General features: G+C 71.0%; 25 protein-coding genes and 3 tRNA genes. 10 read left to right on the top strand and 18 right to left on the bottom strand.

Annotation, left to right across the window (positions count from 1 at the left end):
* Positions 1-29 precede the first annotated feature (29 nt).
* From ACFY9E_RS11455 to ACFY9E_RS11440, 4 genes are all read right to left on the bottom strand, one after another.
* Positions 30-1970 (bottom strand): galactose oxidase-like domain-containing protein, encoded by a 1941-nt coding sequence (locus ACFY9E_RS11455; protein ID WP_390981661.1) that lies wholly within the window; start codon positions 1968-1970, stop codon positions 30-32.
* Entirely contained in the window at positions 1967-3967 is a 2001-nt protein-coding gene (locus tag ACFY9E_RS11450; protein WP_390981659.1) for a glycosyltransferase family 2 protein, read from the bottom strand. Before ACFY9E_RS11450 ends, ACFY9E_RS11455 begins: the two co-directional genes overlap by 4 nt.
* Before the next feature lie 326 nt (positions 3968-4293).
* Positions 4294-5007 (bottom strand): FCD domain-containing protein, encoded by a 714-nt coding sequence (locus ACFY9E_RS11445; RefSeq protein WP_390981657.1) that lies wholly within the window; start codon positions 5005-5007, stop codon positions 4294-4296.
* 140 nt (positions 5008-5147) lie between these two features.
* Positions 5148-5221: transfer RNA gene (locus tag ACFY9E_RS11440), tRNA-Lys, on the bottom strand.
* Positions 5222-5422: 201 nt separating this feature from the next.
* Here ACFY9E_RS11440 and ACFY9E_RS11435 point away from each other — a divergent pair.
* The 4 genes from ACFY9E_RS11435 (at position 5423) to ACFY9E_RS11420 (ending at position 9283) form a co-directional block, all read left to right on the top strand.
* Positions 5423-6775, top strand: coding sequence for a peptidoglycan-binding protein (locus ACFY9E_RS11435; RefSeq protein ID WP_390981655.1), 1353 nt, complete (start codon positions 5423-5425; stop codon positions 6773-6775).
* Positions 6776-6890: 115 nt separating this feature from the next.
* A complete protein-coding gene (locus ACFY9E_RS11430; RefSeq protein ID WP_390981653.1) occupies positions 6891-8012 on the top strand; it encodes an SPFH domain-containing protein in 1122 nt (373 codons plus the stop codon).
* A gap of 101 nt (positions 8013-8113) precedes the next feature.
* On the top strand, positions 8114-8719 hold the full coding sequence (locus tag ACFY9E_RS11425) for a lytic polysaccharide monooxygenase (protein WP_390981651.1): 606 nt from the start codon (positions 8114-8116) through the stop codon (positions 8717-8719).
* Between the two features lie 99 nt (positions 8720-8818).
* A complete protein-coding gene (locus ACFY9E_RS11420) occupies positions 8819-9283 on the top strand; it encodes a hypothetical protein (protein WP_390981649.1) in 465 nt (154 codons plus the stop codon).
* A 59-nt stretch (positions 9284-9342) separates the two neighbouring features.
* Here the strand turns inward: ACFY9E_RS11420 and ACFY9E_RS11415 are convergent.
* From ACFY9E_RS11415 to ehuB, 6 genes are all read right to left on the bottom strand, one after another.
* Positions 9343-9416 (bottom strand) — tRNA-Lys (locus tag ACFY9E_RS11415).
* Positions 9417-9510: 94 nt separating this feature from the next.
* Positions 9511-10269 (bottom strand): IclR family transcriptional regulator C-terminal domain-containing protein, encoded by a 759-nt coding sequence (locus ACFY9E_RS11410; RefSeq protein WP_390981647.1) that lies wholly within the window; start codon positions 10267-10269, stop codon positions 9511-9513.
* 208 nt (positions 10270-10477) lie between these two features.
* Positions 10478-11263, bottom strand: a complete 786-nt coding sequence (ehuA, locus tag ACFY9E_RS11405; protein WP_390981645.1) for an ectoine/hydroxyectoine ABC transporter ATP-binding protein EhuA — start codon at positions 11261-11263, stop codon at positions 10478-10480.
* Positions 11253-11903 carry an ectoine/hydroxyectoine ABC transporter permease subunit EhuD gene (gene ehuD / locus ACFY9E_RS11400; protein WP_390981643.1) on the bottom strand — a complete coding sequence of 217 codons (651 nt, stop codon included), beginning with the start codon at positions 11901-11903 and terminating at the stop codon, positions 11253-11255. Before ehuD ends, ehuA begins: the two co-directional genes overlap by 11 nt.
* Positions 11900-12616: an ectoine/hydroxyectoine ABC transporter permease subunit EhuC gene (ehuC, locus tag ACFY9E_RS11395; protein ID WP_390981641.1), complete on the bottom strand. Its 717-nt coding sequence runs from the start codon at positions 12614-12616 to the stop codon at positions 11900-11902. The genes ehuD and ehuC overlap by 4 nt, the downstream gene beginning before the upstream one ends.
* Complete coding sequence (ehuB, locus tag ACFY9E_RS11390) at positions 12613-13554, bottom strand: ectoine/hydroxyectoine ABC transporter substrate-binding protein EhuB (RefSeq protein WP_390981639.1); 942 nt, start codon at positions 13552-13554, stop codon at positions 12613-12615. Before ehuB ends, ehuC begins: the two co-directional genes overlap by 4 nt.
* A 107-nt stretch (positions 13555-13661) precedes the next feature.
* Here ehuB and ACFY9E_RS11385 point away from each other — a divergent pair, with 107 nt between their 5' ends.
* Positions 13662-14156, top strand: a complete 495-nt coding sequence (locus ACFY9E_RS11385; protein WP_359627871.1) for a DUF3830 family protein — start codon at positions 13662-13664, stop codon at positions 14154-14156.
* Here ACFY9E_RS11385 and ACFY9E_RS11380 read toward each other — a convergent pair.
* Together ACFY9E_RS11380 and ACFY9E_RS11375 are read right to left on the bottom strand one after the other, a co-directional pair.
* Positions 14137-15546 (bottom strand): amidase, encoded by a 1410-nt coding sequence (locus tag ACFY9E_RS11380; RefSeq protein ID WP_390981637.1) that lies wholly within the window; start codon positions 15544-15546, stop codon positions 14137-14139. The two genes, ACFY9E_RS11385 and ACFY9E_RS11380, sit on opposite strands and share 20 nt — an antisense overlap.
* Positions 15547-15562: 16 nt before the next feature.
* Entirely contained in the window at positions 15563-16510 is a 948-nt protein-coding gene (locus tag ACFY9E_RS11375; RefSeq protein ID WP_390981635.1) for an NAD(P)-dependent oxidoreductase, read from the bottom strand.
* Between the two features lie 197 nt (positions 16511-16707).
* On the opposite strand from ACFY9E_RS11375, the gene ACFY9E_RS11370 reads away from it, so the two are divergent.
* Positions 16708-17523 (top strand): aspartate/glutamate racemase family protein, encoded by an 816-nt coding sequence (locus ACFY9E_RS11370; protein ID WP_390981633.1) that lies wholly within the window; start codon positions 16708-16710, stop codon positions 17521-17523.
* Entirely contained in the window at positions 17520-18251 is a 732-nt protein-coding gene (locus tag ACFY9E_RS11365; RefSeq protein ID WP_390981631.1) for an aspartate/glutamate racemase family protein, read from the top strand. The genes ACFY9E_RS11370 and ACFY9E_RS11365 overlap by 4 nt, the downstream gene beginning before the upstream one ends.
* A gap of 58 nt (positions 18252-18309) precedes the next feature.
* On the opposite strand, the gene ACFY9E_RS11360 is transcribed toward ACFY9E_RS11365, so the two are convergent.
* Positions 18310-18450 carry a hypothetical protein gene (locus ACFY9E_RS11360; protein WP_390981629.1) on the bottom strand — a complete coding sequence of 47 codons (141 nt, stop codon included), beginning with the start codon at positions 18448-18450 and terminating at the stop codon, positions 18310-18312.
* 263 nt (positions 18451-18713) lie between these two features.
* Positions 18714-18863 (bottom strand): hypothetical protein, encoded by a 150-nt coding sequence (locus tag ACFY9E_RS11355; protein ID WP_390981627.1) that lies wholly within the window; start codon positions 18861-18863, stop codon positions 18714-18716.
* A gap of 462 nt (positions 18864-19325) precedes the next feature.
* Between ACFY9E_RS11355 and ACFY9E_RS11350 the strand changes: the two genes are divergently transcribed.
* Both ACFY9E_RS11350 and ACFY9E_RS11345 read left to right on the top strand, forming a co-directional pair.
* Positions 19326-19511, top strand: a complete 186-nt coding sequence (locus ACFY9E_RS11350) for a hypothetical protein (RefSeq protein WP_390981625.1) — start codon at positions 19326-19328, stop codon at positions 19509-19511.
* Positions 19512-19602: 91 nt separating this feature from the next.
* Positions 19603-20694 carry an MsnO8 family LLM class oxidoreductase gene (locus ACFY9E_RS11345; protein WP_390981623.1) on the top strand — a complete coding sequence of 364 codons (1092 nt, stop codon included), beginning with the start codon at positions 19603-19605 and terminating at the stop codon, positions 20692-20694.
* Here ACFY9E_RS11345 and ACFY9E_RS11340 read toward each other — a convergent pair.
* Positions 20670-22529, bottom strand: a complete 1860-nt coding sequence (locus ACFY9E_RS11340) for an EAL domain-containing protein (RefSeq protein ID WP_390981621.1) — start codon at positions 22527-22529, stop codon at positions 20670-20672. The genes ACFY9E_RS11345 and ACFY9E_RS11340 overlap by 25 nt on opposite strands.
* A 307-nt stretch (positions 22530-22836) precedes the next feature.
* On the opposite strand from ACFY9E_RS11340, the gene ACFY9E_RS11335 reads away from it, so the two are divergent.
* Positions 22837-24102: a M6 family metalloprotease domain-containing protein gene (locus ACFY9E_RS11335; RefSeq protein WP_390981619.1), complete on the top strand. Its 1266-nt coding sequence runs from the start codon at positions 22837-22839 to the stop codon at positions 24100-24102.
* 285 nt (positions 24103-24387) lie between these two features.
* Here the strand turns inward: ACFY9E_RS11335 and ACFY9E_RS11330 are convergent.
* The 3 genes from ACFY9E_RS11330 to ACFY9E_RS11320 form a co-directional block, all read right to left on the bottom strand.
* Positions 24388-24461: transfer RNA gene (locus ACFY9E_RS11330), tRNA-Lys, on the bottom strand.
* Positions 24452-25102, bottom strand: coding sequence for a bifunctional DNA primase/polymerase (locus ACFY9E_RS11325; protein WP_390981617.1), 651 nt, complete (start codon positions 25100-25102; stop codon positions 24452-24454). Before ACFY9E_RS11325 ends, ACFY9E_RS11330 begins: the two co-directional genes overlap by 10 nt.
* 124 nt (positions 25103-25226) lie before the next feature.
* A complete protein-coding gene (locus tag ACFY9E_RS11320) occupies positions 25227-25595 on the bottom strand; it encodes a hypothetical protein (protein ID WP_390981615.1) in 369 nt (122 codons plus the stop codon).
* Between the last annotated feature and the right edge of the window lie 162 nt (positions 25596-25757).

Below are 25757 nucleotides of genomic sequence, written 5' to 3'. Positions count from 1 at the left end.
AGCGGGAGGGCGCCCCTCGTCGTCGGTTCTCAGGGCACCTTGACCCACTGGGCCTTGCTGGGTGTGCCCTCGGCGTCCGTCACGAACATCATGTACCAGCCCGCCTGGACCAGGTTCCGGTTCTCCGGCACGGTGACCGTGAGCTTGTTGCCGGACGCCTTGAAGTCCAGGGCGATCGACCGCTGGTCGACGTCCGTGACGTGCGTGGCGGCGCTCGGCCGGATCAGCCGGACCTTCTTGACCTTCGCCGCGTCCGACGAGGTGAACGTCCCCGTGCCGCCGCGCTCGATGGTCTGCGGTCCGCCCGCCAGCGAGGGCCGGTCCGCGTCGCCGTACAGATAGGGCGGCGTGTAGATCTCGATGCGCTGCTCGAACTCGCCCGGCTTGGTGTTGGCCTTGTCGGCGTAGAGCGAGTCGGAGCCGAAGAACATCACGCGTCCGTCGGGCAGCAGGATCGACCCGGAGTGGTAGTTGCGGCCCACGAGCGGGTCGGCGACGCGCTTCAGCTCGTTCTTCTCCGTGTCGTAGAGCCGCGCCTCGAAGATGTTCGAGTCGCCACGGCCGCGGTAGTCCTCCGAGCCGCCGGAGATCAGCACGCTGTCGTCGGGAAGGATCGAGGCGTTCGGGTAGCGCGTGCCCTTGTCCAGGGACGGGCCGTCCACGAAGCGCGGGTTCGCCTTTTTCAGGTCGACGATCCGCGTCTTCTCGCTGGACCGCTCGGACTCGCCGACGCCACCGCCACCGACCACCATGTACTTCTCGTCCTGCGCCGGCGGCAGCAGCACCGTGCCGGACGTCTCCATCAGCGTGGGGTCGCTCAGGCCCGGTATCTTCTTGAACTTGTTGGTGTCCACGTCCCACACGCCCGGCTCGCGGCCCACGTTGTCCGGCCCGTACCCGGCATTGGAACCCGAGTAGAAGATCTTGCCGTTCTGCATGAGGAACAGCGCCGGGTAAGTGGGGAACTGCCGGACCGTGCCCGTGTAGGTCCACTTCTTGGTCTTCGGGTCGAAGACCTCGTTCTTGCCCGGAACCAGCTGGCCGATGTCGTCGAGGCCGGAGACGCTGAGGATCTTCCCGTCGCTCAGGGTGGTGAGCGTCGGGTACCAGCGGGCCTCCTTCATCGGGTCGACCTTGATGTACTTCTCGGCCACCGGATCGAACTCGAAGGCGTCCCGGATGCCCTGGAAGTCCTTCTTGTCCAGGGCGAGCTTCTGCGCGATGCCGTAGGTGTTCTTGGCGTCGGCACCCTTCAGACCGTGCACACGGTAGTTGTCCTGCGTGCCGGTCTCGAACTTCTTGCCGCGCTTCTGCGCCTCGACGTAGATCCGGCCGAGACCGGGGTCGTTGCGCAGGAACCTGCCGGTCGCCTTGTCGAAGACCTTCTTGGCGCGCGGTACGAGCACCGGGTCCTTGGAGACGAAGGTCTTGCCGTTCTTCTTGCCGGTGAACGTGGTGCCCGCGGGCAGGGTGATCGGTGCGTCCGGGTTCTCGTTGTGGACGATCATCAGGCCGCCGGCCTTGGTGACGTCACCCTGGAGCTTCTCGTAGCGCTTGGTGCCGCCCGCGATCAGCAGATTGCCGTTGGCGAGCTGGGTGTGGCCGGTGCAGAACAGGTCGGCGGGCGTGGGGACCTTCTTGACGGTGCCCTTGAGCGGGTCCCAGATCCGGGTGTCGAACTTCTTCGCGTCGAAGTTGTCCTGGTCGTTGCCCGACCCCGCGACGAGCAGCACCTTGCCGGTGCGCAGCAGCGCCGCGTGGATGGTGTTCTGCCGGTACTCCTCGGGGAAGTCGACTATCTCCCACTTGCCGTTGGCGGCCTTGTACTCCGGCTTGTTGATTGTGTACTGGTGGTATTTCTCGGTGCTGAAGCGGTAGAGCCACGGCCCGTTCATCCCGGCCAGCGCGAGTACCACCGCCGTGCCGATCGCGAGTCGACGGGCCCGGCGGCGGCCTGCACGGTCGTTCATTCCTTACGTCCCCCAAGTCCACCAAGGGCGATCTGCATGGTCTGGTCGGATCCCCCGACCTCCCCGTGTGCGCCCGGGGTAGCGGCCCACGTGGGCTTCTGCTGCGGGGTGTGCCCCGTCGGCTGCTGCGGGATGGGCAGCGGCTGCGTGCGGGGCGCCCCCGCGGGCTCCTGCGGCTGTCCCCCGGCAGGGGCGGGAGGCTTCTTCGCGTCCTGCCGCAGCTGCCAGCGCCAGGCGAACACCGGCGAGGCGGTGATCAGCAGCGCGAACGTCGCCCAGATGATCATCGCGGGGTGGGAGTGGCCGAAGACGAATCCGGCGGCGATCGACCCACCGAAGATCGCGACGAAGTACCAGTGGTAGCGGAACGTGCCGAACCAGCGGTCCGGGCTCGCCGAGTCGCCCTTGGGCGTGACCACGAACTTGCTCTTGCGCCGCAGCATCGAGTCGATGAGCGCCTTCGCGTACAGCGGCGCCGACAGCGCGGACATCACCATGCCGGCCACACCGCCGGAGCCCTCCGGCTCGTGCGGCGAGACGTTGTGCCGGCGGTTCCAGACGTACAGGCCGATCTGCAGGGCGGAGGCGTTGCCGTAGAGCATCAGCCAGACCGCCGGGTCGATGTTCACACCCGAGGCGCCCAGGCCCAGGAACAGGCAGCAGCTCAGCGCCGCCAGGATCCAGTTGAGGGCCGACATCGGGTAGAAGATGATCATCATCGTGTAGTTGAAGAGCTTGCTCGGCGGCAGCGAGTACCAGCCCTTCCAGTACTGCCCGATGATCGTCTCGTACGTCCCTCGCGACCAGCGCATCTGCTGGGTGAAGAAGTCCGTCCAGGCGCTGGGGCCCTCACCGACGGCGAGCACGTCCGGCGTGTACACCGAGCGCCACTTCTTCCCCGTCGCCGGGTTCTTGTGGCGGTGCATCTCGAAGCCGGTCGCCATGTCCTCGGTGATCGAGTCGTACAGACCGCCGATCTGCTTCAGCGCCTTGATGCGCACGGCGTTGGACGTGCCGACGAACATGGGGGAGCCGTAGCGGTTGCCGGCGCGCTGGATCAGCGCGTGGAACAGGAACTGCTGCGACTCGGCGGCCTTGGTGATGGGGTTGTCGTAGTTGCCGTAGACCTGCGGGCCGATGACGAAGCCGACGTCCGGGTCGCGGAAGAAGCCGAGCATCCGCTCCAGGTAGTTGGGCAGCGGCACGTGGTCGGTGTCGACCGAGGCGAAGAAGTCGTAGTCGTCGCCGTGCGCCTCGAGCCAGGCGTTGTAGTTGCCGTGCTTGGTCTTGGCGCGGTGCGGTCCCTTGGCCTGGTTCCACTTCGCGACGCCCTTGCGGGAGAAGTGGTGCACGCCGAGGCGCTCGCAGACCGCCTTCACGTCGGGGTCGTCGCCCTCGTCGAGCAGCCACACGTGCATCAGGCCCCGGTGGCGGATCCTGACGGCCGCCTCCAGGGTCTTCGTCACCATCTCCAGCGGCTCCTTGCCGGGCACGAAGGAGGTGAGGAAGGCCACTCTGGTGCCGGTCTCGGGCACCACCGGGATCGGGTCGCGGGCCACCAGCGTGGCGTGCGCGTTGGACAGCACGTTCATGCAGCGGAAGAACTCGATCAGGCCGATCGAGACGAGCATCACCATGTCGAGCGCGGGCAGCCAGTCGAAGGCCGGGTAGTCGCGCTCGGTCCAGTGCTCGGGCTGGAGCAGCCAGAACAGCAGCACCAGGGACAGCACCGGGGCCGCGGCCAGCATCAGGGCGACCCGGATGCGGTGCGGCTCCTGCGAGATGAGCGAGCGGTACTGCACCTTGTACGGCTTGCTCGGATCCGGCTGGGTGAGGGGACCCGCGAGCCGGCTGTAGTGCTCGTAGTCGTACCTCGGCAGGGTCTTCTTGATCCTCCGGAACGTCCCTGTCGTGCTCATCCGGTGTGACGGCACCCTGAGCTGGGTGGTCTGGGACGGGTCGTGGTCCTGCCGGGCACCCGTGGGCCTCGACGTCATGAGTCATCCCCCCACACGCGGACAACCGCGTGTTTCGTAGCTTCCTACCGTCTGCTGCAGGTCCCCCTCGACCTTCACAGACGTATCAGTGGTGGATCGCAGTCACCACGTCATCCACACCCTATAGACACGGCAACGCGACCTTCCGGTTGCATGATGCCCCCCTCGGCATCGGTTCACGAACAGGGGCCCCTACCCCCGCCCGGTCCGCAACCGGCTCCAAAGCCCCCCAACTGCCGCGAACCCGCAGCATCTTGTAAAACCAGAAAACCAGGGTTCTACGGCGTCCATCATGATCGCAAGATGCGAAACGCGGTGTTTACCGGTCATACGCGTTCATTGTGGCGGGTGTGGGGGCTCTGTGGAGTCGTTGTGGACAGACGGGCGCGGATGTTGCCGAAGTGCTCCCTTATGGCCTCCTCCGCCCGCATCGAGTCGCCGGACCGCACCGCGTCGAGGATCTCCCGGTGCTGCCGGCAGGTGACCTTCGTATCCTGCGGCTCGCCCCCGAGATCCGTGCGCACCCGGTGGAAGGCGTCCCAGAACGCCTCCAGGACCTCGCACAGCAGGACGTTGTCCAGCCCCCGGTAGAGGGTGGCGTGAAAGGCCCGGTCGGTCTCGGCGAGGCCGGCTCCCCGCGCGGCCTGCTCTTCCATACGGGCGGCGAGCGCGTCCAGTTCAACGAGGTCCGCTTCCGGTATCCGGCCGGCGAGCCGGGACACGAGGCCCGTCTCCACCGCCTCCCTCAGCTCCAGCAGCTGGAGCAGGGAGTCCTCGCCCCGGTAGTGCCCGGCGACCGTACGGAAGGCCAGGCCCTCGATCATCGGGGCCAGGGACATCGGGCCGACGTAGGTGCCGAAGCCGTGCCGGATCTCCACGATGCCCATCGCCTGGAGCGCCTTCAGCGCCTCCCGCACCGAGTTCCGGCTCGCGCCGAGGAACTCCATCAGCTCGGGCTCGGTCGGCAGCGGGGCCCCGGAGGCCAGCCGGCGGTCGATGATGAGCTTCTTGATCCGCTCCTGAAGGTCTCGCGCTGCCATGGCGAGAGGGTATCCGGCCAATCGTGCGGTGGGCCGGGTTCCGGCCAGAGAGAGGTTCCGGCCAGGGGGAGGCAGGGGAGCCCGGCCTCAGAGGGGAACGCAAGAAGGCCCCTCGCTTTCGCGAGAGGCCTTCCGGTCGGTGCGCCGCCAGGGACTCGAACCCCGGACCCGCTGATTAAGAGTCAGCTGCTCTAACCAACTGAGCTAGCGGCGCGCGCTGACGTCGTAACTCTACAGGACGCCGAGAGGTGCTCCCGACCACCCCGGCCGGGGCCCGGGCGGACCCCCGCAAGGCGCCCGCGTACATCATTCGGACCGTCAGCATGCGCGTGCGGAAGACAGTTGCGAAACTGACGACGCGCGCCCCGAGGTGCCCGGGCGCCGCATTTTCCGCCGGAAGTGTGAGGGGAATCGCATGGAGTCTCCGGTATTCGAGGAAATCGACCCCGCGAGCGACTGCGACTGCCCCGGCTGTGTCCACTGGCGCCGCGTCCTGCCGCATTCCCGGTCCGGCCGGACGTGTGCCCACCCGGCCGCCCGCCCCCAAGCTCTCGGCGGCGCTCGACCAGGGGGGACCCCCATGGCTCTCGCGCTGGCCGCCGTGGCCTCCGCGGCCCTCGGAGCGGGCCATGCCGTACCCGCCGCGGCCGCCTCGTACGGCCCCCACCGCCCCGGTGTTCCCGCAGGTGACGAGCCTGACAGCCCACAGGGTGACACGGCCCCGCTGCACGGCCCCGGCGGCCGGCCGGCGAAACCCTCGGTCGCCCCCAAGCCCACCGCGATCACCCGCACGGAGATCATCGACCGGGCCAGGACCTGGGTCGCCGCGAAGGTGCCGTACAGCATGAGCGCCTACTGGTCCGACGGTTACCGGCAGGACTGCTCCGGCTATGTCTCGATGGCCTGGAAACTGCCCGGAAACGAATGGACGGGCAGCCTTGCCCAGTACGGGGAGAGGATTTCCAAGGAAGAACTCCAGCCGGGCGACATTCTGCTGTTCCACAATGCGGCCGACCCCGAGAACGGCTCGCACGTCACCCTTTTCGGCGGCTGGACGGACTCCACGCACACCCACTACACCGCCTACGAGCAGACCCGCCCGCACACCCGCCGGCAGTCCACCCCGTACGCCTACTGGAACAACTCCGACCGGTACGTGCCCTACCGCTACAAGGGCGTCACACCGGAGGAACCGGCCCCCGAACCGGACAGCGGCCGCCCGGGCGCCCCGGCCGCCACGCCGTACCCGGGAGCGGCGTATTTCGGCCCCGGCGCGAACAACAAGTACGTCACCCAGCTCGGCCGCATGCTCGTCGCGCGGGGAGCCGGCGGCTCCTACGCCTCGGGTCCGGGGCCGCGCTGGACCGACGCCGACCGGCGGGCGACCCGGGCGTTCCAGCTGGCGCAGGGCTGGACGGGCGCGGACGCCGACGGGCTGCCCGGCCCGCGCACCTGGGAACTGCTGATGACGGGGAAGGGAAAGGACGTGAAGGGCGGGGCGGTCGGCCCGCCGCCCGCCTCCCACGGCGTCCCCGGATACCCGGGGCGGGCGATGTTCCGTCCCGGTGCCGACAACACCTACATCACCCGGCTGGGCAGACAGCTCGTCCGGAAGGGATTCGGCAGGTTCTACTCGGTCGGGCCCGGGCCGCGCTGGAGCGAGGCGGACCGGCGCGCCGTCGAGGCCTTCCAGCGCACCCAGGGCTGGCGGGGCGGCGCGGCGGACGGCTACCCCGGGCCGGAGACCTGGCGGCGCCTCTTCTCGTAGCGCGTTTTCGGCCCCCCTTCGGGCGGGCCCCGACATCCCGGTCGGCCCCCTCCGGCGGGCCCTGCATCCGGGAACCACCGTTGTGACGCATCTGGCGCGGAGGCTGGAGGCACGCATGAGTACGACCACTTCCCACCCGTCCGAACCCGACGGACCGGCCGACGGCACGGTACGGCCCGCCCGGCTCATCCAGAACGAGTCCACCACCGAGATCCCCGTCCACCTGCTGTTCCGCGACGACCCCGACCCGGCGCCGGTACCGCTGAAACCGGCGGTCGTCGGCCGCAGGCAGGGCACGGGGGAGCAGCCGCGCCTGAGGCGCCCGGCGATCGCACCGAAGCGGCCGGTGCCGCAGGTCGACCCCGACCTGGTGGAGCGGCCCGCGCGGGTGCTGCCCGGCGCGGCGGGCGTACTGGCCGGAGCTTGCGGTGCGGCCGGGTGCGCGGCCACCTCCTGGTGGGCCGGGGTGCTGCCACCGCTCGCGCTGGAGGCGCTGCGGCTGCCCGCGTACGCCGGGGCCGGGCTCGGCCCCGCGCAGTGGGCGGCGTACGCGGGGGCCGGGGCGCTGGGGCTGTTCGGGCTCGGCGGGCTGGCCCGGGGCCGCACCGGGCGCGCCTGGGTGCTGGATCTCTTCGGGCGCTACCGCGGGACCGTCCGGCGCTCCGGCCTGCTGTGGGTCAACCCGCTGCTGCTGCGCCGCCGGGTGGACGTGCGGCTGCGGCACTGGCGCAGCGAGCCGGTGCCGGCGGCGGACGGGGCCGGGGTCGCGCTGCGGGTGGTCGTCCTGGTGGTGTGGCGGGTGCGGGACACCGCCCGGGCGACGCTGGCCGTGGATGACCACGAGACGTATCTGCGCGAGTGCGTCGAGGCGGCTCTGGCCCGGGTGCCGGTGCAGATGCCGGGCGGGCCGAAGGGGGCCGGGGACGCGGCGGCCGAGGCGCTGACCCGGCTGGTGGCGGCGGACGCGGCCCCGGTGGGCCTGGAGGTGTTCTCCGTGCAGCCGGTCCGCGTGGAGTACGCCCCCGAGGTCGCCGCCGCGATGCACCGTCGGCGGATCGCCGCGCTCGACGCCCAGCACCGGGCGAGCGTGCTCACCTCGGTCGTGGACTCGGTGGAGGACACGGTGACCCGGCTGACCATGCGCGGGCTGGTCGAACTCGACGACTACGAGCGGAAGGCCCTGGTGAAGGACCTGACGGTGGCGTTCTGCGCCGGCCGGGGAGAAACAGCTCCGTGATTGGTATGGACATGTTCAACTAGCGGCCATAATCTCGAACTTGGTCTAGACCTACATGCACGGCTCACTGAACCTCCCCCACGTTCTCCAGGAGCGGCAGCATGCGCACAAGGACCAAGTTGTCCGCAGCCGCGGTGGGACTGGCCACGACCGGAGCCCTCGTGCTCTCCTCCGGCGGCGCCAGCGGCCACGGCTACACCGACCTCCCCATCAGCCGGCAGAAGCTCTGCCAGAACGGCACCGTGACCAACTGCGGCTCGATCCAGTGGGAGCCGCAGAGTGTCGAGGGGCCGAAGGGCTTCCCCGCCTCCGGCCCCGCCGACGGGCAGATATGCAACGCCGGCCTCGGCCACTTCAGCCAGCTCAGCGCGCCGCGGACACCGTCCGGCGGGGCCTGGCCGACCACCCGGGTGTCGGGCGGTCAGACCTACACGTTCCGCTGGCAGTTCACGGCCATGCACGCCACGACCGACTTCAAGTACTACATCACCAAGCCGGGCTGGAACCAGAACCACAATCTGGCCCGGTCCGACCTCGACCTCACGCCGTTCTTCACGGTGCCGTACAACGGGCAGCGCCCGCCGTCCACGCTCTCCCACAGCGGCAGGCTGCCGTCCGGGCTGAGCGGCCATCACGTCATCGTGGCCGTGTGGACGATCGCCGACACCGCCAACGCGTTCTACGCCTGCTCGGATGTGACCTTCTGAACCTTCTGAGGTTCTCTTGAGTCACCGGCGCGGCCGGCGTGGGTAGGTTCCTCCCACGCCGGCCACTCGGGTCCGGCGCATCGACTCGGGGGATGCGCGATGGACGTGATGTTCTACGGCATACCAGGCCTGATCATGGCCGGCGTGCTCTTCATGGCGTACTGCGTGCTGCGTCGCTGGCTGCAGATCCGCGGCGCCTGGGACAGCGGCCTGACGGCTCGGGCGCGCTGCCTGCGGACGTACACGACGACCCACGGCGGCGGTGACACCTCCGTCCGCACCACGCTGCACCACGTCTACGAGTTCTCCACGCACGACGGCCGTGTGATCCGGTTCGAGGAGGAGGACGGGCGGGGGACGGTCCTGGAGGGCGACTGCGTCACCGTCTACTACACCGACGGCCCCCAGGTCCGGGCCACGGCTCACGCGCCGAGCCGGGGCAAGCACGCGGCGGCCACGTTCGGCATCCTGGCGTTCCTCGGCGTGATCGTCGTGTTCTGCGTCGGCTTCATGGTGGTGTACACCGAGATGTCGGCGACGGCCTCGGCGGTCACCGGATTCTGAGGCCGGGGACCTCGAACGCGCTGAGGGGCCCCTCGCTCCCACGAGAGGCCCCTCATCCGTGCGCCGCCAGGGACTCGAACCCCGGACCCGCTGATTAAGAGTCAGCTGCTCTAACCAACTGAGCTAGCGGCGCATGACTCTCGCCTGCTGCTGGAACCGTGTTCCGCGGCGGGCGACGGAGAAAATACTACCCAATGCCGAGGGGTGCTCCGGACCACCCGGTGGCCCTAGATCGCCATGGAGAGCAGTACCGGGGCCGCGTTGCGGTTGAGGGCGTCCGCGGCCCGGCGCAGGCGGTGGGCGTGCTCGACCGGGAGGGACAGGGCCAGGCAGCCGACGGAGGAGCCGGCCGTGATCGGGACGGCCGCGCAGACCGTGCCGATCGCGTACTCCTGGAGGTCCAGGACGGGCACGGTCGGCGGCTGGGCCTCCAGGCGGGAGAGCAGGAGCCGGTCGCTGGTGATGGTGCGCGAGGTGAGGCGGGCCATCTTGTGCCGGGCGAGGTGGTCGCGGCGGCCGGCGTGGTCGAGCTGGGTGAGCAGGCTCTTGCCGATGGCGGTGGCGTGGGCCGAGGAGCGGAAGTCGACCCACTCGTTGACCTTGGGCGTGGCCGGGCTGTCGGCGTACTGGGTGATGCTGATCTCGCCGTCGACGTACCGGCTCATGTAGACGGCGGCGCCCACCGAGTCGCGGAGCCGGTCGAGGGTGCGCTGGAGCTTGTCGCGCAGGGCCTGCTCGCGGTGGTGGGTGGAGGCGAGGCGGGCCAGGGTCTCGCCCGTGACGTACGCGCCGTCGGCGATCTGCTCGACGTAGCCCTCGCGGCGCAGCATCCGCAGGAGCGTGGTCAGCCGCTCCGGGGTGATGCCGGTGTGCCGGGTGATCTCGGTGTCGGTGACACCGCTGGAACCGTGCGCCACCGTCTCCAGGACGCGCAGGGCTTCCTGGGCCGAGTGGGACGGGGTGGTCGGCTCGTGCTTCAGCGCCACGGTGGTCTCCCCCTGCGCTTGCTGTAGGGCCGTAATCCGGTCAGTGAACCTTTTCCAGGTTAACCGGCAATGGGCCTGCGGAGAGCGGGGGTTGACAAGATTCCCGGGGCCCCGGACTGGGGCATTGACACTCTGGCATATGCCAGAAGCATGCCCCGGTCCGGTGTCCGTCAGGGGGCCGGGCGTTCCTCCTGTTCACAAAGCGTAGTCACAGCACTGCGCTGAGGAACTCCCGTGTCCGGTCCAGCTCCGGGTCGCTGAAGATCTTCTCCGGTGTGCCCGACTCGATGATCCGGCCCGAGTCGAACATCAGTACCTGGTCGGAGATGTCCCGGGCGAAGTTCATCTCATGGGTCACGCAGAGCATCGTGATGTCGGTGGAGCGGGCGATGTCCCTGAGGACGTCGAGAACCCCTGCGACCAGTTCGGGGTCGAGCGCGGAGGTCACCTCGTCCAGGAGCAGCACCTGCGGGCGCATCGCCAGGGCCCGGGCGATCGCCACCCGCTGCTGCTGGCCGCCGGAGAGCTGCGCCGGGTGCGCGTCGCACTTGTCGGCCAGGCCCACCATGTCCAGCAGGCCCTTGGCCCGCTCCACCGCCTCGTCCTTCGACATGCCGAGGACGGTGACCGGCGCCTCGGTGATGTTCCGCAGCACCGTCATGTTCGGGAACAGGTTGAACTGCTGGAACACCATCCCGATCTTCTTGCGGACCTCGCGGACCTGCTTGTCGGAGGCCGGGAACAGCTGCTGCCCGTCGACCGTGATCGTGCCCTCGTCGGGCTTGAGCAGCGTCATCAGCAGCCGCAGGATCGTCGTCTTGCCGGATCCGGACGGGCCGATCAGGGTGACGTGCTTGCCGGCGTCGACCGAGAAGTCCAGGTGGTCCAGGACGGTGTTGTCCCCGAACCGCTTGGTGACCTGCTCCAGCCGGATCAGCTCGCCGGCGCTCCTGGCGGGGTTCTTCTCGGGGTTGGGGAGGGTGTCAGTGGGCAAGGCGTCGCTCCAGGGCTCGCAGGGCAAGGGAGGCCAGGTAGGAAATGACGATGAAGGCCACGCCGATCACCGTCAGCGGCTCGGTGAACTGGAAGTGCTCCTGCGAGTACAGGCGCGCCTGGCCGAGCATCTCCAGCACGGTGATCGCCATGACCATCGGCGTGTCCTTGAGCATGGAGATGACGTAGTTGCCGAGGGCCGGGACGACCCGGCGCACCGCCTGCGGCAGGATCACCGCGGTCCAGGTCCGGCGCAGCGGCAGGTTCAGCGCCGTCGCCGCCTCCCACTGGCCGGCCGGCACGGCCTCGATACCGGCCCGGTAGACCTGCATCGTGTACGTCGAGTAGTGCAGCCCGATCGCGAAGACACCGGTGGCCAGCGCCGAGAAGGTCAGGCCCCACTCCGGCAGCACGTAGAAGAGGAAGAACAGCTGCACCAGCAGCGGGGTGTTGCGGACGAACTCCGTGACCACCCCGACCGGCCAGGTCACCCAGCGCGAGGGCACCCGCATGAGCAGCGCCCACACCAGGCCCAGCGCGAACGAGATCAGCGAACCGAGGGCCAGGATCTGCAGGGTGACCAGCAGACCGTCCCAGAGGTGCGGCAGGAAGCCGCTGACAGCGCTCCAGTCCCACTTCATGCGACAGCACCTCCCACACCGGTCGTCTGCGGACGGTCCAGCTCCTGGTCGGGCGTGCTCCCGACCTGCTTGCCCGTGCCGGCCTTGAGCTTGCGCTCCAGGCCCCGCATCCCGCGGGTCAGTACGAAGGCGATCACGAAGTAGATCAGCAGCACGATCGTGTAGATCTCCGCGCTCTCCTGGAGCGCCAGACGCACCAGGTTGCCGCTGAACGCCAGGTCGCCCATGCCCATGACGGACACCAGGGCGGTGCCCTTGAGCAGTTCGACCAGCAGGTTGGAGAACGGCGGGATCATCTCCGGCACCGCCTGCGGCAGCAGGATCAGCCGCAGCCGCTGCCAGGGCGTGAAGCTGAGCGCGATGCCGCCCTCCTTCTGCGCCGGGTCGACCGCGTTCAGCGCGCCGCGCACGATCTCGGAGCCGTACGCCCCGTAGGTCAGGCCGAGCGCGAGGGTGCCCGCCCACAGCGGCACCAGCTGCCAGCCGAAGGCGATGGGCAGCACGAAGTACACCCAGAAGATCATCACCAGCGCCGACGTGCCGCGGAACACCTCGGTGTAGACGCCCGCGAGGAAGCGGACGATCCACAGCCGGTGGGTGCGCGCGACACCGACGGCGAAGGACACCGCCGCGCCCAGCAGGGCGCTGCACACGAGCAGCTGGATCGTGACCCAGACGCCCTTGAGTACGAGTTCCCAGAGTCCCGAGGTCATCCGCCGCAGAGCTCCTTCGCGGTCAGATCCGTCATCTCGGCCTTCGTGAAACCGAAGGGCCGCAGGATGCGGAAGAGTTCACCGCTCTTCTTGAGCTTGCGCAGCTCCACGTTGAAGGCGTCCCGCAGGTTGGTCTCGGTCGGCCGGAACGCGAAGGCGCCCCCGTCGACGTGCGGCTTGCCGTCCACCAGCGGCGCGAACGGCCTGGTCGCCTCCGCCTTGGACGACTTCTTCACCACCTCACGGGTGGTCAGCGCCGTCCCGGCGAACACGTCCACACGTCCCGCCTCGACCGCGTTCAGGCCCGCGACCTGGTCCGGGACGATCAGGATCTCGCTCTCCTCGTACCCCGCCTCGACGGCGTACTGGATCTCGGCGTAGCCGGTCCCGGTGGCGAACTTCGCCTTCTTCTCGACGACGTCCTTGTAGCTGTGCAGCCCCTTCGGGTTGCCCTTGCGCACGATGAACGAGTCGAGCATCTGGTAGTCGGGGTCGGAGAAGATGACCTGCTCGCAGCGCTCGGGGTTGACGTACATCCCGGCCGCCACGACGTCGAACTGCTGGGAGTTCAGGCCCGGGATGAGCGAGCCGAACTCGGTCGGCACGGGCTGCACCCGGTCGACACCGAGCCGCTTGAAGATCACCTTGGCCAGTTCCGGTGCCTCACCGGTCAGCTCGCCGTTCCTGTCGATGAAGCCGAACGGGATCTCGCCGGCGATGCCCAGGCGGACGACGCCCGCCGCCCGGAGTCGCCCGAGCAGGTCACCGCCCTTGACATCCGAGGCGGTGGCGACCCGGCTGCATCCGGCGGCACCCAGCGCGCCGAGCGCCGCCACCCCCGCGAGCAGCGACCGGCGTGTGGGCCCGGAGACGGACCGGGATATGGGTTCGGGATGTCGCGGTGTGCTTCTGTGTGGGCTTCTCTTTGGTGGAGCCATGGGCGCGCGGCTACCCGACCGCATGCGAGTTATGCCGACCTTTTCAAGCCCCGCACTCACCCCGTGCGCCCTTGACCGCAGCGGCGCCGGGCACTCCCATGGAGGGCATGGCTGATCGCTACATCGAAGTCTCGCTGGTCAAGCGCGACGTGACCTGCACGGCCAGGCTGCTGGACGACCGCGCGCCGATCACCTGCGCGGCCGTCTGGGATTCCCTTCCGCTGGCCGGCGACGTCTACCACGCGAAGTACGCACGCAACGAGATCTACGCCCTTTTCCCACCCTTCGCCGAAACCGAGCCACCCCTGGAAAACCCGACCATCACCCCGATCCCCGGCGATCTGTGTTATTTCACCTTCGCCGGGGCGGAGTTGGGGACCAAGGCCTACGGCTACGACCGCGAGGTCCGCGCCGGGACCACGCTCGTCGACCTGGCCCTGTTCTACGAACGCAACAACCTGCTGCTGAACGGCGATGTCGGCTGGGTTCCCGGCATCGTCTGGGGCCAGGTCGTCGACGGCCTGGAGACCATGGCCGAGGCGTGCAACGACCTGTGGAGGTCGGGAGCGGCGGGGGAGTCGCTCAGCTTCCGGAGGGCGTAGGCCGGCCGGCGGAGGCCGCCCCCGCCTCGTACAGCGCATGGGCCGCCCGCAGCACCAGATCGTCCCGGTGCCGGGCGGCCACGAGTTGCAGCCCGATCGGCAGACCGTCTTCGTCCGCGCCCACCGGCACGCTCGCCGCGGGCTGCTGCGTCATGTTGAACGGGTAGGTGAACGGGGTCCAGCCCGTCCACCGCCGGAGGCCGGATCCCTTCGGCACCTCGGCGCCCGCCTCGAACGCCGTGAGCGGCAGGGTCGGCGTGACGAGCAGGTCGTAGGTGTCGTGGAAGCGGCCCATGCGGCGGCCCAGGTCCATCCGGACGTCCACCGCGGCCAGATAGTCCAGTGCCGAGTACCGGGCACCCCGCGCGCAGATCTCCCGCAGGCCCGGGTCCAGCAACTCCCGCTGGTGTGGGCGGAGATGCTGCGTCACCCGGGCCGCCCCGCTGAACCACAGGGTGTGGAAGGCCTCCACCGGGTCGGTCAGGTCCGGGTCGGTCTCCGTGACGTACGCGCCGAGTTCCGCCAGCCGCTCCACCGCCCGCCGTACCGCCCTCGCGACGGCCGGCTGCACCGCCACCTGCCCGCCCAGTGACGGCGAGTACGCCACCCGCAGCCCGCGCACCCCGCCCGCCAGACCGTCCGTGTACGGACCGGCCGGGGCCGTGAGCGCCGACCAGTCGCGCGAGTCCGGGTGACCGATGACGTCCATCAGCAGCGCCGCGTCCGCCGCGTCCCGGGTCATCGGCCCGACGTGCGCCAGCGTGCCGAACGCGCTCGCCGGGTACAGCGGCACCCGCCCGTATGTCGGCTTCAGCGCGAAGATCCCGCAGAACGACGCCGGGATGCGGACGCTGCCGCCGCCGTCCGTGCCCAGCGACAGCGGCCCCGCGCCGAGCGCCACGGCCGCCGCGCTGCCGCCGCTCGAACCGCCGGCGGTGCGCGAGGGGTCGTGCGGATTGCGCGTCACACCGCTGAGCGGCGAGTCCGTCACGCCCTTCCAGCCGTACTCGGGGGTCGTGGTCTTGCCGAGGAAGACCGCCCCGTGCTCGCGCAGCCGGGCCACGGACGGAGCGTCCTCGTCCCAGCGCCCCGCGGGGGCCACGGCCTTCGACCCGCGCAGGGTCGGCGCCCCGCGCAGCAGCAGGATGTCCTTGACGGTGACCGGCACCCCGTCGAGCAGCCCCCGTGGCTCACCGCGCCGCCATCGTTCCTGCGACTGCCGGGCCCGCTCCAGCGCGTCCTCGGCGGTCAGCCGGACGAAGGCGTTCACCTCCGGCTGGATCGCCTCGGCCCGCTCCAGCGCCGCCCGGGTCGCCTCCACGGGACTCCACTCGCCCTTGCGGTACCCGTCGAGGAGCCGTGCGGCGGTCAGCTCGGTGAGCTCGGTCATCAGACCTCCCAGAACGTCAGTGACCAGGTACGTACCCACGCTGCTTGTCGACCACGTTCCCCAGTGGCTCCCCGGCCGCCCACCGTTCGTACAGCTCCACGAACTGCGCGCCGAGTTCGTCGCGCCAGCCGACGGTGTCGCCGCTCATGTGCGGGGACACGATCAGGCCCGGGGCCCGCCACAACGCGCTGTCGGCGGGCAGGGGTTCGGCCTCGAAGACGTCCAGGGCGGCGCCCGCGATCCAGCGCTTGGCCAGGGCCTCGGCGAGAGCGTCCTCGACGACGAGCTGCCCGCGGCCGATGTTGACGAACCGCGCGGACGGCTGCATCAGGCCGAAGCGGCGGGCGTCGAACATCCCCCGCGTCTCGTCCGTGAGCGGCGCCGCCGCGATCACCCAGTCGGCGCGGGCCAGCAGCCGGTCCAGGTCCTCCGGGCCGTGCACGCCGGAGCGCGCGGAGCGGCCGACGAGCGCGGTCGTGATGCCCAGCGCCCCCAGCGTGCGCGCGATCGCCCGGCCGATCGGCCCGGAACCGACCACGACGGCCCGGCTTCCGGCGATCTTGTGCGTCTCGCGGTGCCGCCAGGTCCGCTCCCGCTGGAGTGCGAGCGTCCCCGGCAGGTCCTTGGCCATCGCCAGCACGAGTGCGGCGACGTACTCGGCGATCGGCTGGTCGAAGACGCCGCGCGCGTTCGTCACCACCGTGTCCGAGGCGGCGAGCTCCGGACACATCAGATGGTCCACACCGGCGCTCGCCGTGTGCACCCAGCGTGGCCGCGGCCCCTCGCCCGGCCAGGCGTCCCGTACGGCGCGCGAGGTGAAGTCCCACACCAGGAGTACATCCGCACGCGGGAGGCGCTCGGCGAGATGCGCCGCGTCGGTGTGTTCGATACGGGCGCGACCGGTGAGGCGGCCGAGGCGGGGGAGGGGTTCGGCGTCCAGGACGAGGAGGGTGGGGGTGGGCATGAGCAGCCGTTTCTCCAGCCGTTCGGCGGGGGCGGACGGCCTTGACGCGACCGCCGGTGACGACGAGTTAACCCGGTGTTGACCAAGGAGTGATCCGGGCGGATTGACCACGCTCGCACCCGAACCTACCGTCGTCAACACGGGCGTTCCCACGATCCGTTGCACACTCGTTGCCCAGCGTGAGGCCGGTGCCTGCCATGGACGTCTCATTTCTCGGCGGGCCCAGCCCGCAGCGTGGGGTCGGCGTCGTCGCCCCCTTCGACTTCGCCCTCGACCGTGAGCTGTGGCGCTGGGTGCCGGACGAGGTCTCCCTGCACATGACCCGCACCCCGTTCGTGCCGGTCGAGGTGAGTCTCGACCTGGCCCGCCTGGTCAGCGAGCACGAGACCCTGAGCGAGGCGGTCCGCACGCTCAACGCGATCGCCCCCGAGGTGGTGGCCTACGCCTGCACGTCGGGCAGTTTCGTCGGCGGCATGATGGGCGAGCGGGCGATGTGCGAGGCGATGAGCCGGGCCGGTGCCGTACCGGCCATCACCACCTCCGGCGCGCTGCTGGAGGCCCTGGTCGAGCTGGACGTACGGCGGGTGGCCCTGGTGACGCCGTACACGGTCTCGGTCACGCAGTCGCTGGAGGAGTACGTCGCCCAGGCCGGTGTCACGATCTCCGGCTGCGCCTTCATGGGGCTGACCCGGCACATCTGGAAGGTCCCCTACCGGGAGGTGGTGGACATGGCGCGGCAGGCCGTCCGGGACGACGCCGACGCGCTGTTCATCAGCTGCACCAACCTGCCCACCTACGACGTGATCCCCCAGCTGGAGGCCGAGCTGCGCATCCCGGTGATCTCGGCCAACCAAGTGACGATGTGGGCGGCATTGCGCCGACTGGGTACCCGTGCGGTGGGGCCGTACCAGGCGCTGATCAATCCGGCGGCGCGTTCCGGTCCCGTAGCGCCGGGGGCGGACCCCGGTCCCGTACTGCCGGAAGAAGAGCAGCAGCAGGAAGGCTGGACATGACAGCGCTGGGATTTCTCTACCCGGGCCACTCCGCCGAGGACGACTATCCGCGCATCGAGCAGTTGCTGGGCAGCGACATCCGGGTGGACCTGGTGCACACCGACATCGGCGCGGACGCGCACCGGGTGGACGCGCTGCTCGAGATGGGCTCCGCCGGCCGGCTGGCGGCGGGGGTGCAGGAACTGCGGCACGCCGGTGCGGACGCCGTGGTGTGGGCCTGCACGAGCGGCAGCTTCGTCTACGGCTGGGACGGCGCGCAGGAGCAGGTCCGCGCCCTGGCCCAGACGGCCGGCATGCCCGCCTCCTCCACGTCCTTCGCGTTCGCGCACGCGGTGCGGGAGCTGGGGGTGCGGCGGGTCGCCGTCGGAGCGACCTATCCGGAGGACGTGGCCCGGCTGTTCGCCGAGTTCCTCCGCTCGGCCGGCGTGGAGGTCGTCTCGGTCAACAGCTCCGGCATCATCACGGCCGCCGAGGTCGGCACGTGGGGCGAGGCGGAACTCCTCGCCCTGGCCCGGAACTCCGACCACCCCGACGCCGAGGCCCTCCTCCTGCCCGACACGGCCCTGCACACGGCGGCCCACATCCCCGCCCTGGAGAAGGAACTCGGCAAGCCGGTCCTCACCGCCAACCAGGTCACGGTCTGGGAGGCCCTGCGTCTGGCGGACCGGCGGGTGAACGCGCCGGAGCTGGGCGCACTCTTCACGAGGGAGCCGCTCGTCCAGGTCTGAGGCCGACGGTCAGGACCCGCGCCGCCCGCGACGACACCGCCGCGGGCGGCGCGCAGCGCTACGACCGATCACGCCGCTTCGCAGCGACGATCATCCACACGCAGACGAGCACGATGATCGCGACCGACACCCAGTCGGGCATCCCTCCCAACCCCTTGTAGGCCCAGGTGACATCGGCATGAGCCGGCACTTCCGGCATGGTTCATCCCCTTCGTTCCGGTGGTGGGGGCGGGGGGTACGGCGGTGGCGGGACGGCCGGCCGCTCCCGGCGGCGACACGGAAGGACGGCAGGGAAGGCGAAGCCGACGGCTCCGCCGGCGGCCGCCCCGACCGCCGAGGCCAGAAGGAAGTCCCCTCCGACACCCGAGTCGAGCAACCCCTGCGGCCCGGCGACCACCGCTCCGAAGAGGCCCGCCGCCCAGGCGCCTCGCCGGCGGTCGCGCAGACCGGGCCTGTTCCTGCTCATGGACGCCCGGTCCTCGTGCGACGCCACGGCAGCACACGCAGTACGACGTAGGTGACGAGGGCGACGGTGAAGATCATTCCCGCTGCCGACCGGGCCACCCGCCAGGCGATTCCGCCGGGGTCCCCCACGGCCTCGGCCAGATTCATGCCGACGGCCACCGTGAACGCCGCCTTGAGACATGCGGCCGCTCGCGCCACCCGGTAGGCCGGGGGCGCCGTACGCGTCGCGCCCCCTCCGTCGTGAGACTTCCCCCCGGCCGTCATGGAGTCCGGGTGCCCCCGGCGCACGGGCTGAAAGGCGCCATGCCCTCGAACGCGCGCTCCATACGGGCCGGAATCGGTCCCACCCCTTCTTCGGGGCGAAGCGGGGCATAGGTGCTCCAATACGCCACCCGGAGCTGAGGAATGTTCAACTCCGCCGCATCAGACGGCCCTTGGGTTGACCGAAAGCGCGTTCCCCTTTCGTTGTCCATCCCGTGCACACTGGCCACGTCCGCAGCCAGTCGTGCCGTGAAGGACTCCCCGATGGCCGAAACGGGCCCGTTCAGACCCTCTGCAAGCGCTGTCCAGCTGTCCGGTCGCCTGCTGTGCTGGAGTCTGGCCGCGGCCATGGCCTCCGCCGCAGCGGATGCCTTCCTCGACCCCCGGGTCGACTGGTGGGGCGCCGTGTGGCCGGTGCCCTGGTGGCTCGTCGGCGCGACCGCCCTCGCGTGGACCGTCCTGCGGGCCCGCGAGAAGGCCCACCGCCCACCCCCGCAGGGCAGTGTGCGCGGCGACTGGGAGCAGGCCGCCTGACGCCCGGGAGCAGCCGCCCGGAATAACCGGAGACAGTCCCCTGTTAGAGCCGGAACGACAGCACACGGCCCACAGCAGGAGGCACCCCACCGTGGCGGCAGACGAGATTCGCGGCGCAGCACAGGGCAGCGCCCCCGTCCCCCTCTCCGTACTGGACCTGGTCACCGTAGGGGCCGGCCGTACCGCCTCCGACGCCCTGCGCACCAGCGTCGACCTGGTCCGTCTGGCGGAGAACCGCGGCTTCCACCGGTACTGGGTCGCCGAGCACCACTCCATGCCGGGCGTGGCCTCCTCGTCCCCGGCCGTGATCCTGGCCCACCTCGCCGCGCACACCGACCGCATCCGGCTCGGCTCGGGCGGTGTGATGCTGCCCAACCACGCCCCGCTGGTGATCGCCGAGCAGTTCGGGACGCTGGAGGCCATGGCCCCGGGCCGGGTCGACCTCGGTCTCGGCCGCGCCCCGGGCACGGACGGCGCCACGGCCGCGGCCCTGCGCCGCACCGAACGGCTCAACGAGGGCGCCGACGACTTCCCGCAGCAGCTCGCCGAGCTGACCCGGTTCCTCGACGACGACTTCCCCGACGGGCACCCCTACCGCCGCATCCACGCGGTCCCCGGCCCCATCCAGGCCACGTCCCCCGGCGGCGTCCAGTCCCCGCACCGCCCGCCGATCTGGCTGCTCGGCTCCTCCGGCTTCAGCGCCCGCCTGGCCGGCGTCCTGGGGCTGCCCTTCGCCTTCGCGCACCACTTCTCGGCGCAGAACACCGTCCCGGCGCTCGACCTGTACCGCGAGTCCTTCCAGCCCTCCGCCGTGCTCGACGAGCCGTACGCCCTCATCGGTGTCTCCGCCCTCGCCGCCGACGAGGAGCGCGAGGCCCGCCGGCAGGTGCGGGCCGCCGCCCTGAGCATGGTCCGGCTGCGCACCGGGCGCCCCGGCCTCGTGCCCAGCCCGGAGGAGGCGGAGGCCCACGAGTTCAGCCCCATGGGGCGCGACTTCGTCGACTCCTGGAACGCCAACGTCATCCATGGCACCCCCGACGAGGTCCGCTCCGGCCTGGACGACCTCGCCAAGCGCACCGGCGCCGACGAGTTGATGATCACGGCCAACGCGCACGGCGGAGACGTCCGCGTCCGCTCCTATGAACTCATCGCCGACGCCTACGGGTTGCCGACGCCCGCCTGAACATCCGGCGTGCCCAGCAGCTCGGAGATGCGATCCGGCGGCACCGGACGTGAGTAGAGCCAGCCCTGTCCGGTGTCGCAGCCGATGCGGCGCAGCCGGGTCGCCTGGGCCGAGGTCTCCACGCACTCGGCGGTGACGGTCAGCCCGAGCCGGTGCGCGAGCTGGATCATCGCCTCGACGACGACCTCGTCGGCCGGGTTGGCGCGGGCGGCCGCCTCGCGGTCGTCGTACTGGAAGCCGCGCACGAACGATCCGTCGAGCTTCAGCACCGACACCGGCAGCCGGCTCAGGTAGGCGAGGTTGGAGTAGCCGGTGCCGAAGTCGTCGATGGCGATGCGGACGCCCATGTCGCTGAGGGCCTTCAGGGTCTGCAGCGGGCGGCCCGCCGAGCCCATCACCGCCGACTCGGTCAGCTCCAGCTGGAGCAGATGCGGCGCGAGTCCCGTCTCGGCCAGGGTCTCCGCGACGTCGGCCACCAGGTCGGAGTCCCAGACCTGGCGCACCGCCACGTTCACGCTCACGAAGATCGGCGGTTCGTCCGGGTGGTCCAGCTGCCACCGGCGGGCCTGCTCACAGGCCGTGCGCAGCACCCAGCGGCCCAGCGGGACGATCGAACCGTCCTCCTCCGCCAGTCCGATGAACCGATTCGGCGTCAGTACGCCGAACTGAGGATGATTCCAGCGGATGAGCGCCTCGACCCCGTGCAGCCGGTCGTCCTCCATGCCCACCAGCGGCTGGTACTCCAGCCGGAACTCACCCCGGTCGATGGCCGGGCGGAGTGTGGAGGCGAGGGCCTGGCGGGTCATGCGGTGGGCGTTGCGCTCCGGGTCGAACAGCGTCCAGCGGGCCTTGCCGTCGGCCTTCGCCCAGTAGAGCGTCGTGTCCGCCGCCTGCATCAGCGCGGTGGGGGTGGTGCCCGCCGCGTGCCGCTCCACGACGCCGATCGACGCCGAGACCGACAGGCGCTGGCCGGAGATGTCGAACGGGTCCTGGACCGCCCGCAGCGCCGACTCGGCCAGTTCGGCCAGCTGTTCGGTGCCCGTGGAGTCCTCGACGAGCAGCGCGAACTCGTCACCGCCGAGCCGGGCCACCAGCGGGATGCTGGTCCGTGAGTGGCCGGCCTCGTCCGCGCAGCGCGTCAGGCGCTCGGCGACGGCGGCCAGCAGCCGGTCGCCGACACGGTGGCCGAGGGTGTCGTTGATGGCCTTGAAGCCGTCCAGGTCCAGGAAGCACAGCCCGATCCGGCCCGTGCCGCTCTGCTCGTACGACTCCGCCTCCAGCGCCGCCGACAGCCGCTCGAAGAACAGCGTGCGGTTGGGCAGCCGCGTCACCGGGTCGTGCATCTGCAAGTGCCGCAGCCGGGCCTGGAGTTCCCGGCGGGCGCTGATGTCGGCGACGGACAGCAGCACACCGCTGTCCTCGGCGGGCAGCGGGGCGATCATCACCTGCACCCACAGCGAGTGCCCGTCGGGGTGCTTGAGCCGGCGCGTGCAGCGCAGCCGTGACTGCCGGCCACGCAGCACCTCGCGGTACGCGTGCCAGGTGCGGGCGTCGGAGGTCAGGTCGACCAGGTCGGCGGCGACGGACCCGGCGAGCTCGTCCGGGGTGCCGCCGAGCAGCGCGGCGAGCGCGTCGTTGGCGCTGACGACCGAGCCCTCGCGATCCACGACGGCCATGGCGAGCGGGGCGGCCGTGAAGACGGAGCGATAGGGCTGCCGGGACGGGGGCTCGGTACGAGGAGACGTGTCGATCTCACTGCCTGTGACGACCGGCCGGTCCAGGTCTGCCGCGGGCGCCGGCCCTTCGGAGGTTCCGCTCACCGCTCGCTCCCGCATGTATTCGATCTCTGTCCGTGCAGGAAAGGTCAGGAAAGTGTGCCGATCATAGAGGCTGGCCCCAGGGCCTTCCAGCCGGTGTTCAGTCTTCCCGGCCAACCGGCCCTTCTGCCAGATCGTTTCTGCACGCGCCTGGACGGCTCCTTCAGGGCCCCGACCAGTTGTGACGTTCTGTGAGTGCTTCGGGGGTGTCGGCTTCCGTGATTTTTCGCCCCGTTCACCCGACCGGTGCAGGCAAACAGGACGCGGTAGGACAAATCATCACAGGCTGGGTGCGGTGTCCCGCGAACCGCACCCGGAGGTCCCCGTGCCGCGTCCGTTTCCGCGCGCCCGACTGCGCAGCACCGCGGCCGTGTTCACCACCATGTCCGCGCTCGCCGCCACCTCCCTGGGCGCCGGTCCCTCGGCCGCCGGGCCCGACTCGGCCGTGCCCTGCGCCCTGACGCGCACCGACGCCCACCACTCGGAGGGCCTGGACACCTGGAACGCCGCCTATCCGCGCCCGGCCAGGGCCCTGGACGCGGTCATGGTCTTCCTGTCCTTCCCGGACTCCCACCCGCTGACCACCCCGCAGGAGCTGACCGCCGACCACTTCCCGGCCACCACCCGCTTCTTCGAACGCGCCTCCTACGGCCGCTTCACCCTGCGCCCGCATGCGCTGCGGCACTGGATCGGGATGCCGCAGCCGTCCACCGCCTACGACATACGGCGCGACTGGAGCCCCGAGCACCGGGCCGCGTACCTGCGGGACGCCCTCTCCGTGGCCGACCCGCTGGTGGACTTCTCGCGCTACGACGTCGTGTACTTCGTCGCCGACCCGGACGCGCCCGGCGTGGACTCCGACGCGACCAAGGTGGTGAACCTGACCAGCCCGCTGCGGGCCGACGGCACCGACCTGCGCCGGATCGTCACGGTGTTCGAACAGCACCCGCCGGACCGGCTGGTCCTCGCCCACGAGACCGGGCACGTGTTCGACCTGCCCGACCTGTACCACCGGCCCGTGGACGGCAAGGGCGACTGGGACACACACGTCGGCGACTGGGACCTGATGGGCAGCCAGTTCGGACTCGCCCCCGACCTCTTCGCCTGGCACAAGTGGAAGCTGGGCTGGCTGGACCCGCGGCAGGTGCGGTGCGTGCAGGACGCCGGGCCCACCCGGCTGACCCTGGAACCGCTGGCGGCGGGACCCGGAGGGCCGATGACCGGGACCGCGGGCGCGCAGGCCTTCGGTCTCGGGCGGGGCACCAAGCTGGCGGTGGTGAGGACGGGGCCCGACAGTGTGCTCGCCTTCGAGGCGCGGGGGCCGGTGGGCAATGACGTGGCCGCCTGCCGGCAGGGGGTGCTCGTGTACCGGGTGCGCGGCGGGGCGCAGTCCGGGGGCGGACCCATCGAGGTGATCGACGCCCATCCCCGTACCGAGGCCTGCTGGGAGGACTCCGTCTACCCGCCCCTCGCGGACGCGCCGATCGGCATCGGGGAGAGCTTCACGGTGCCGGGGGAGGAGGTGCGGGTCGAGGTGGAGGGGCGTACGGCGTCGGGGTCCTGGACGGTGAAGATCGCGGTGGGGCGCTGAGGGGGCGGCGGTGCGGCGCCGAGAGGCGGGGGTGTGGGTGACGCGGCCCCGCGGCGCGCGGCGAAGCCGCGGACAAACGACGGTGGCGGGGGGGGGGGGGGGGGGGGGGGGGGGCGGGGGGGGCGGCGGGGCGGGGGGGGGGCGGGGGGGGGCGCGGGGGGGCGCGGTGGATGGGGGAGGGGGGGGGTGGGTGTTGGCGGGGGGGGGGGGCGCCCCCCGGGCCAAACTCGGGGGGGGGGTGTTTGTGGGGGTTTTCCCCCAAAACCCCCCCCGCCACCGTTACAGTGCGCCGCCAGGGACTCGAACCCCGGACCCGCTGATTAAGAGTCAGCTGCTCTAACCAACTGAGCTAGCGGCGCCTGCTGACGTCGTAGACCTTAGCACCCTGGTCGGCGGGAGGAAAAATCGAAATCCGCACGGTGGAGCGGGCCGCCCGGACGGCCGCCCAGAGCAGTACCTCGGGGCCGGGGAGCCAGGGCTGACGGGTGTCCGGGGCGACGAGCCAGCGGGAGCCGGAGCGGGACGGGGTGGCGGCTCGGCCGGACCCCGGCCCGGTGTGCGCGGCGGGCGCCGGGCCGGTGGCGGAGGTGCTCTGCGACGGGGCCGGGACGGTCACCGCGTCGCCGATGCCGTGGCACAGCAGCGGCGGCACCGCGTCCGTGCGGTTGGTCTCCCGGCCGTCCCGCGCGCCCCACTCCTCCCACTCCAGCAGCGCAGGGAGCCGCTGAGCCGTCCCCGGGGCGGCGAAGAGCAGCATCCGGCCCCGGAACTCCGCGACCGGCCCCGAGCCGGGCCCGTCGTCCCAGAGCCGGTCGAGCATCCGCCGGCCGAACGTCGCCGGTGCGCTGACCACGTCGAAGACCGAGCCGCAGGGCAGTACGACCGGCGCGTCCGGCCGCTCCTCCCAGAGGGCGAGCGTGCTTCGCGGATACGTTCCTGCCGAGGCGAGCCAGGCGGCCCCGTCCGGGGTGACATCGGAGGCGTTCCATGCGCTGCTCATGGCATCCAGGTCTACCCGCCGTGAGCGCCCGGTTTCCCTGGGTTGCGGGAAACCGGGACAGGAGGGGGCGGCGAGGGGTATCTTGCCCGCCTGGCATATGCCATGTGATCGGGAAGGGTCGGTGTCAGGCGGTCTCGCCGGGGCCCCGGCCCTCGGCGTCGCCCCGCATCAGGTCCCGCCCGAACTCGACCATCTTCTTGGCGTAGTCCTCGGTCCACTCGGCCCGCTCGGCGATGTCCGCGGTCGTCAGCCGGTCGAACCTGCGCGGGTCGGCCAGCTGCGCCGCCGCCATCGCCTGGAACTCCACCGCCCGGTCCGCCGCGGCCCGGAACGCCAGCGTCAGCTCCGTCGCCCGGGCCAGCAGTGCCTGGGGGTCGTCGATCGACTCGAGGTCGAAGAAGTGCTCAGGGTCGGAGGCCGCCTCCGCGGGCTCGAAGAGCAGGGGCGCGGGGCGTAGCCGCGGTTCGTTCCGACGCGGCGTGGGCTCCGCCATGTCTTCTCCTCCTCGTACGTCGCGCTGACCCTCCCGGTGGAGTGGGCCACCGTCCATTGTCTCGCGGGCGCGCAAGTGGGCATCGCGGTAGTGGGTACGGCCGCCCCACCACCCGGTGTTCGCCACGGCTCCCGGGACAGGCGAAGTCCGGCCACGCGGAAG

This window comes from Streptomyces sp. NPDC012466 (genome assembly GCF_042955215.1).
Classification (GTDB): domain Bacteria; phylum Actinomycetota; class Actinomycetes; order Streptomycetales; family Streptomycetaceae; genus Streptomyces.
The sequence above is the reverse complement of the archived record's forward strand: the minus strand, read 5'-3'. Positions and strand labels throughout refer to the sequence as shown.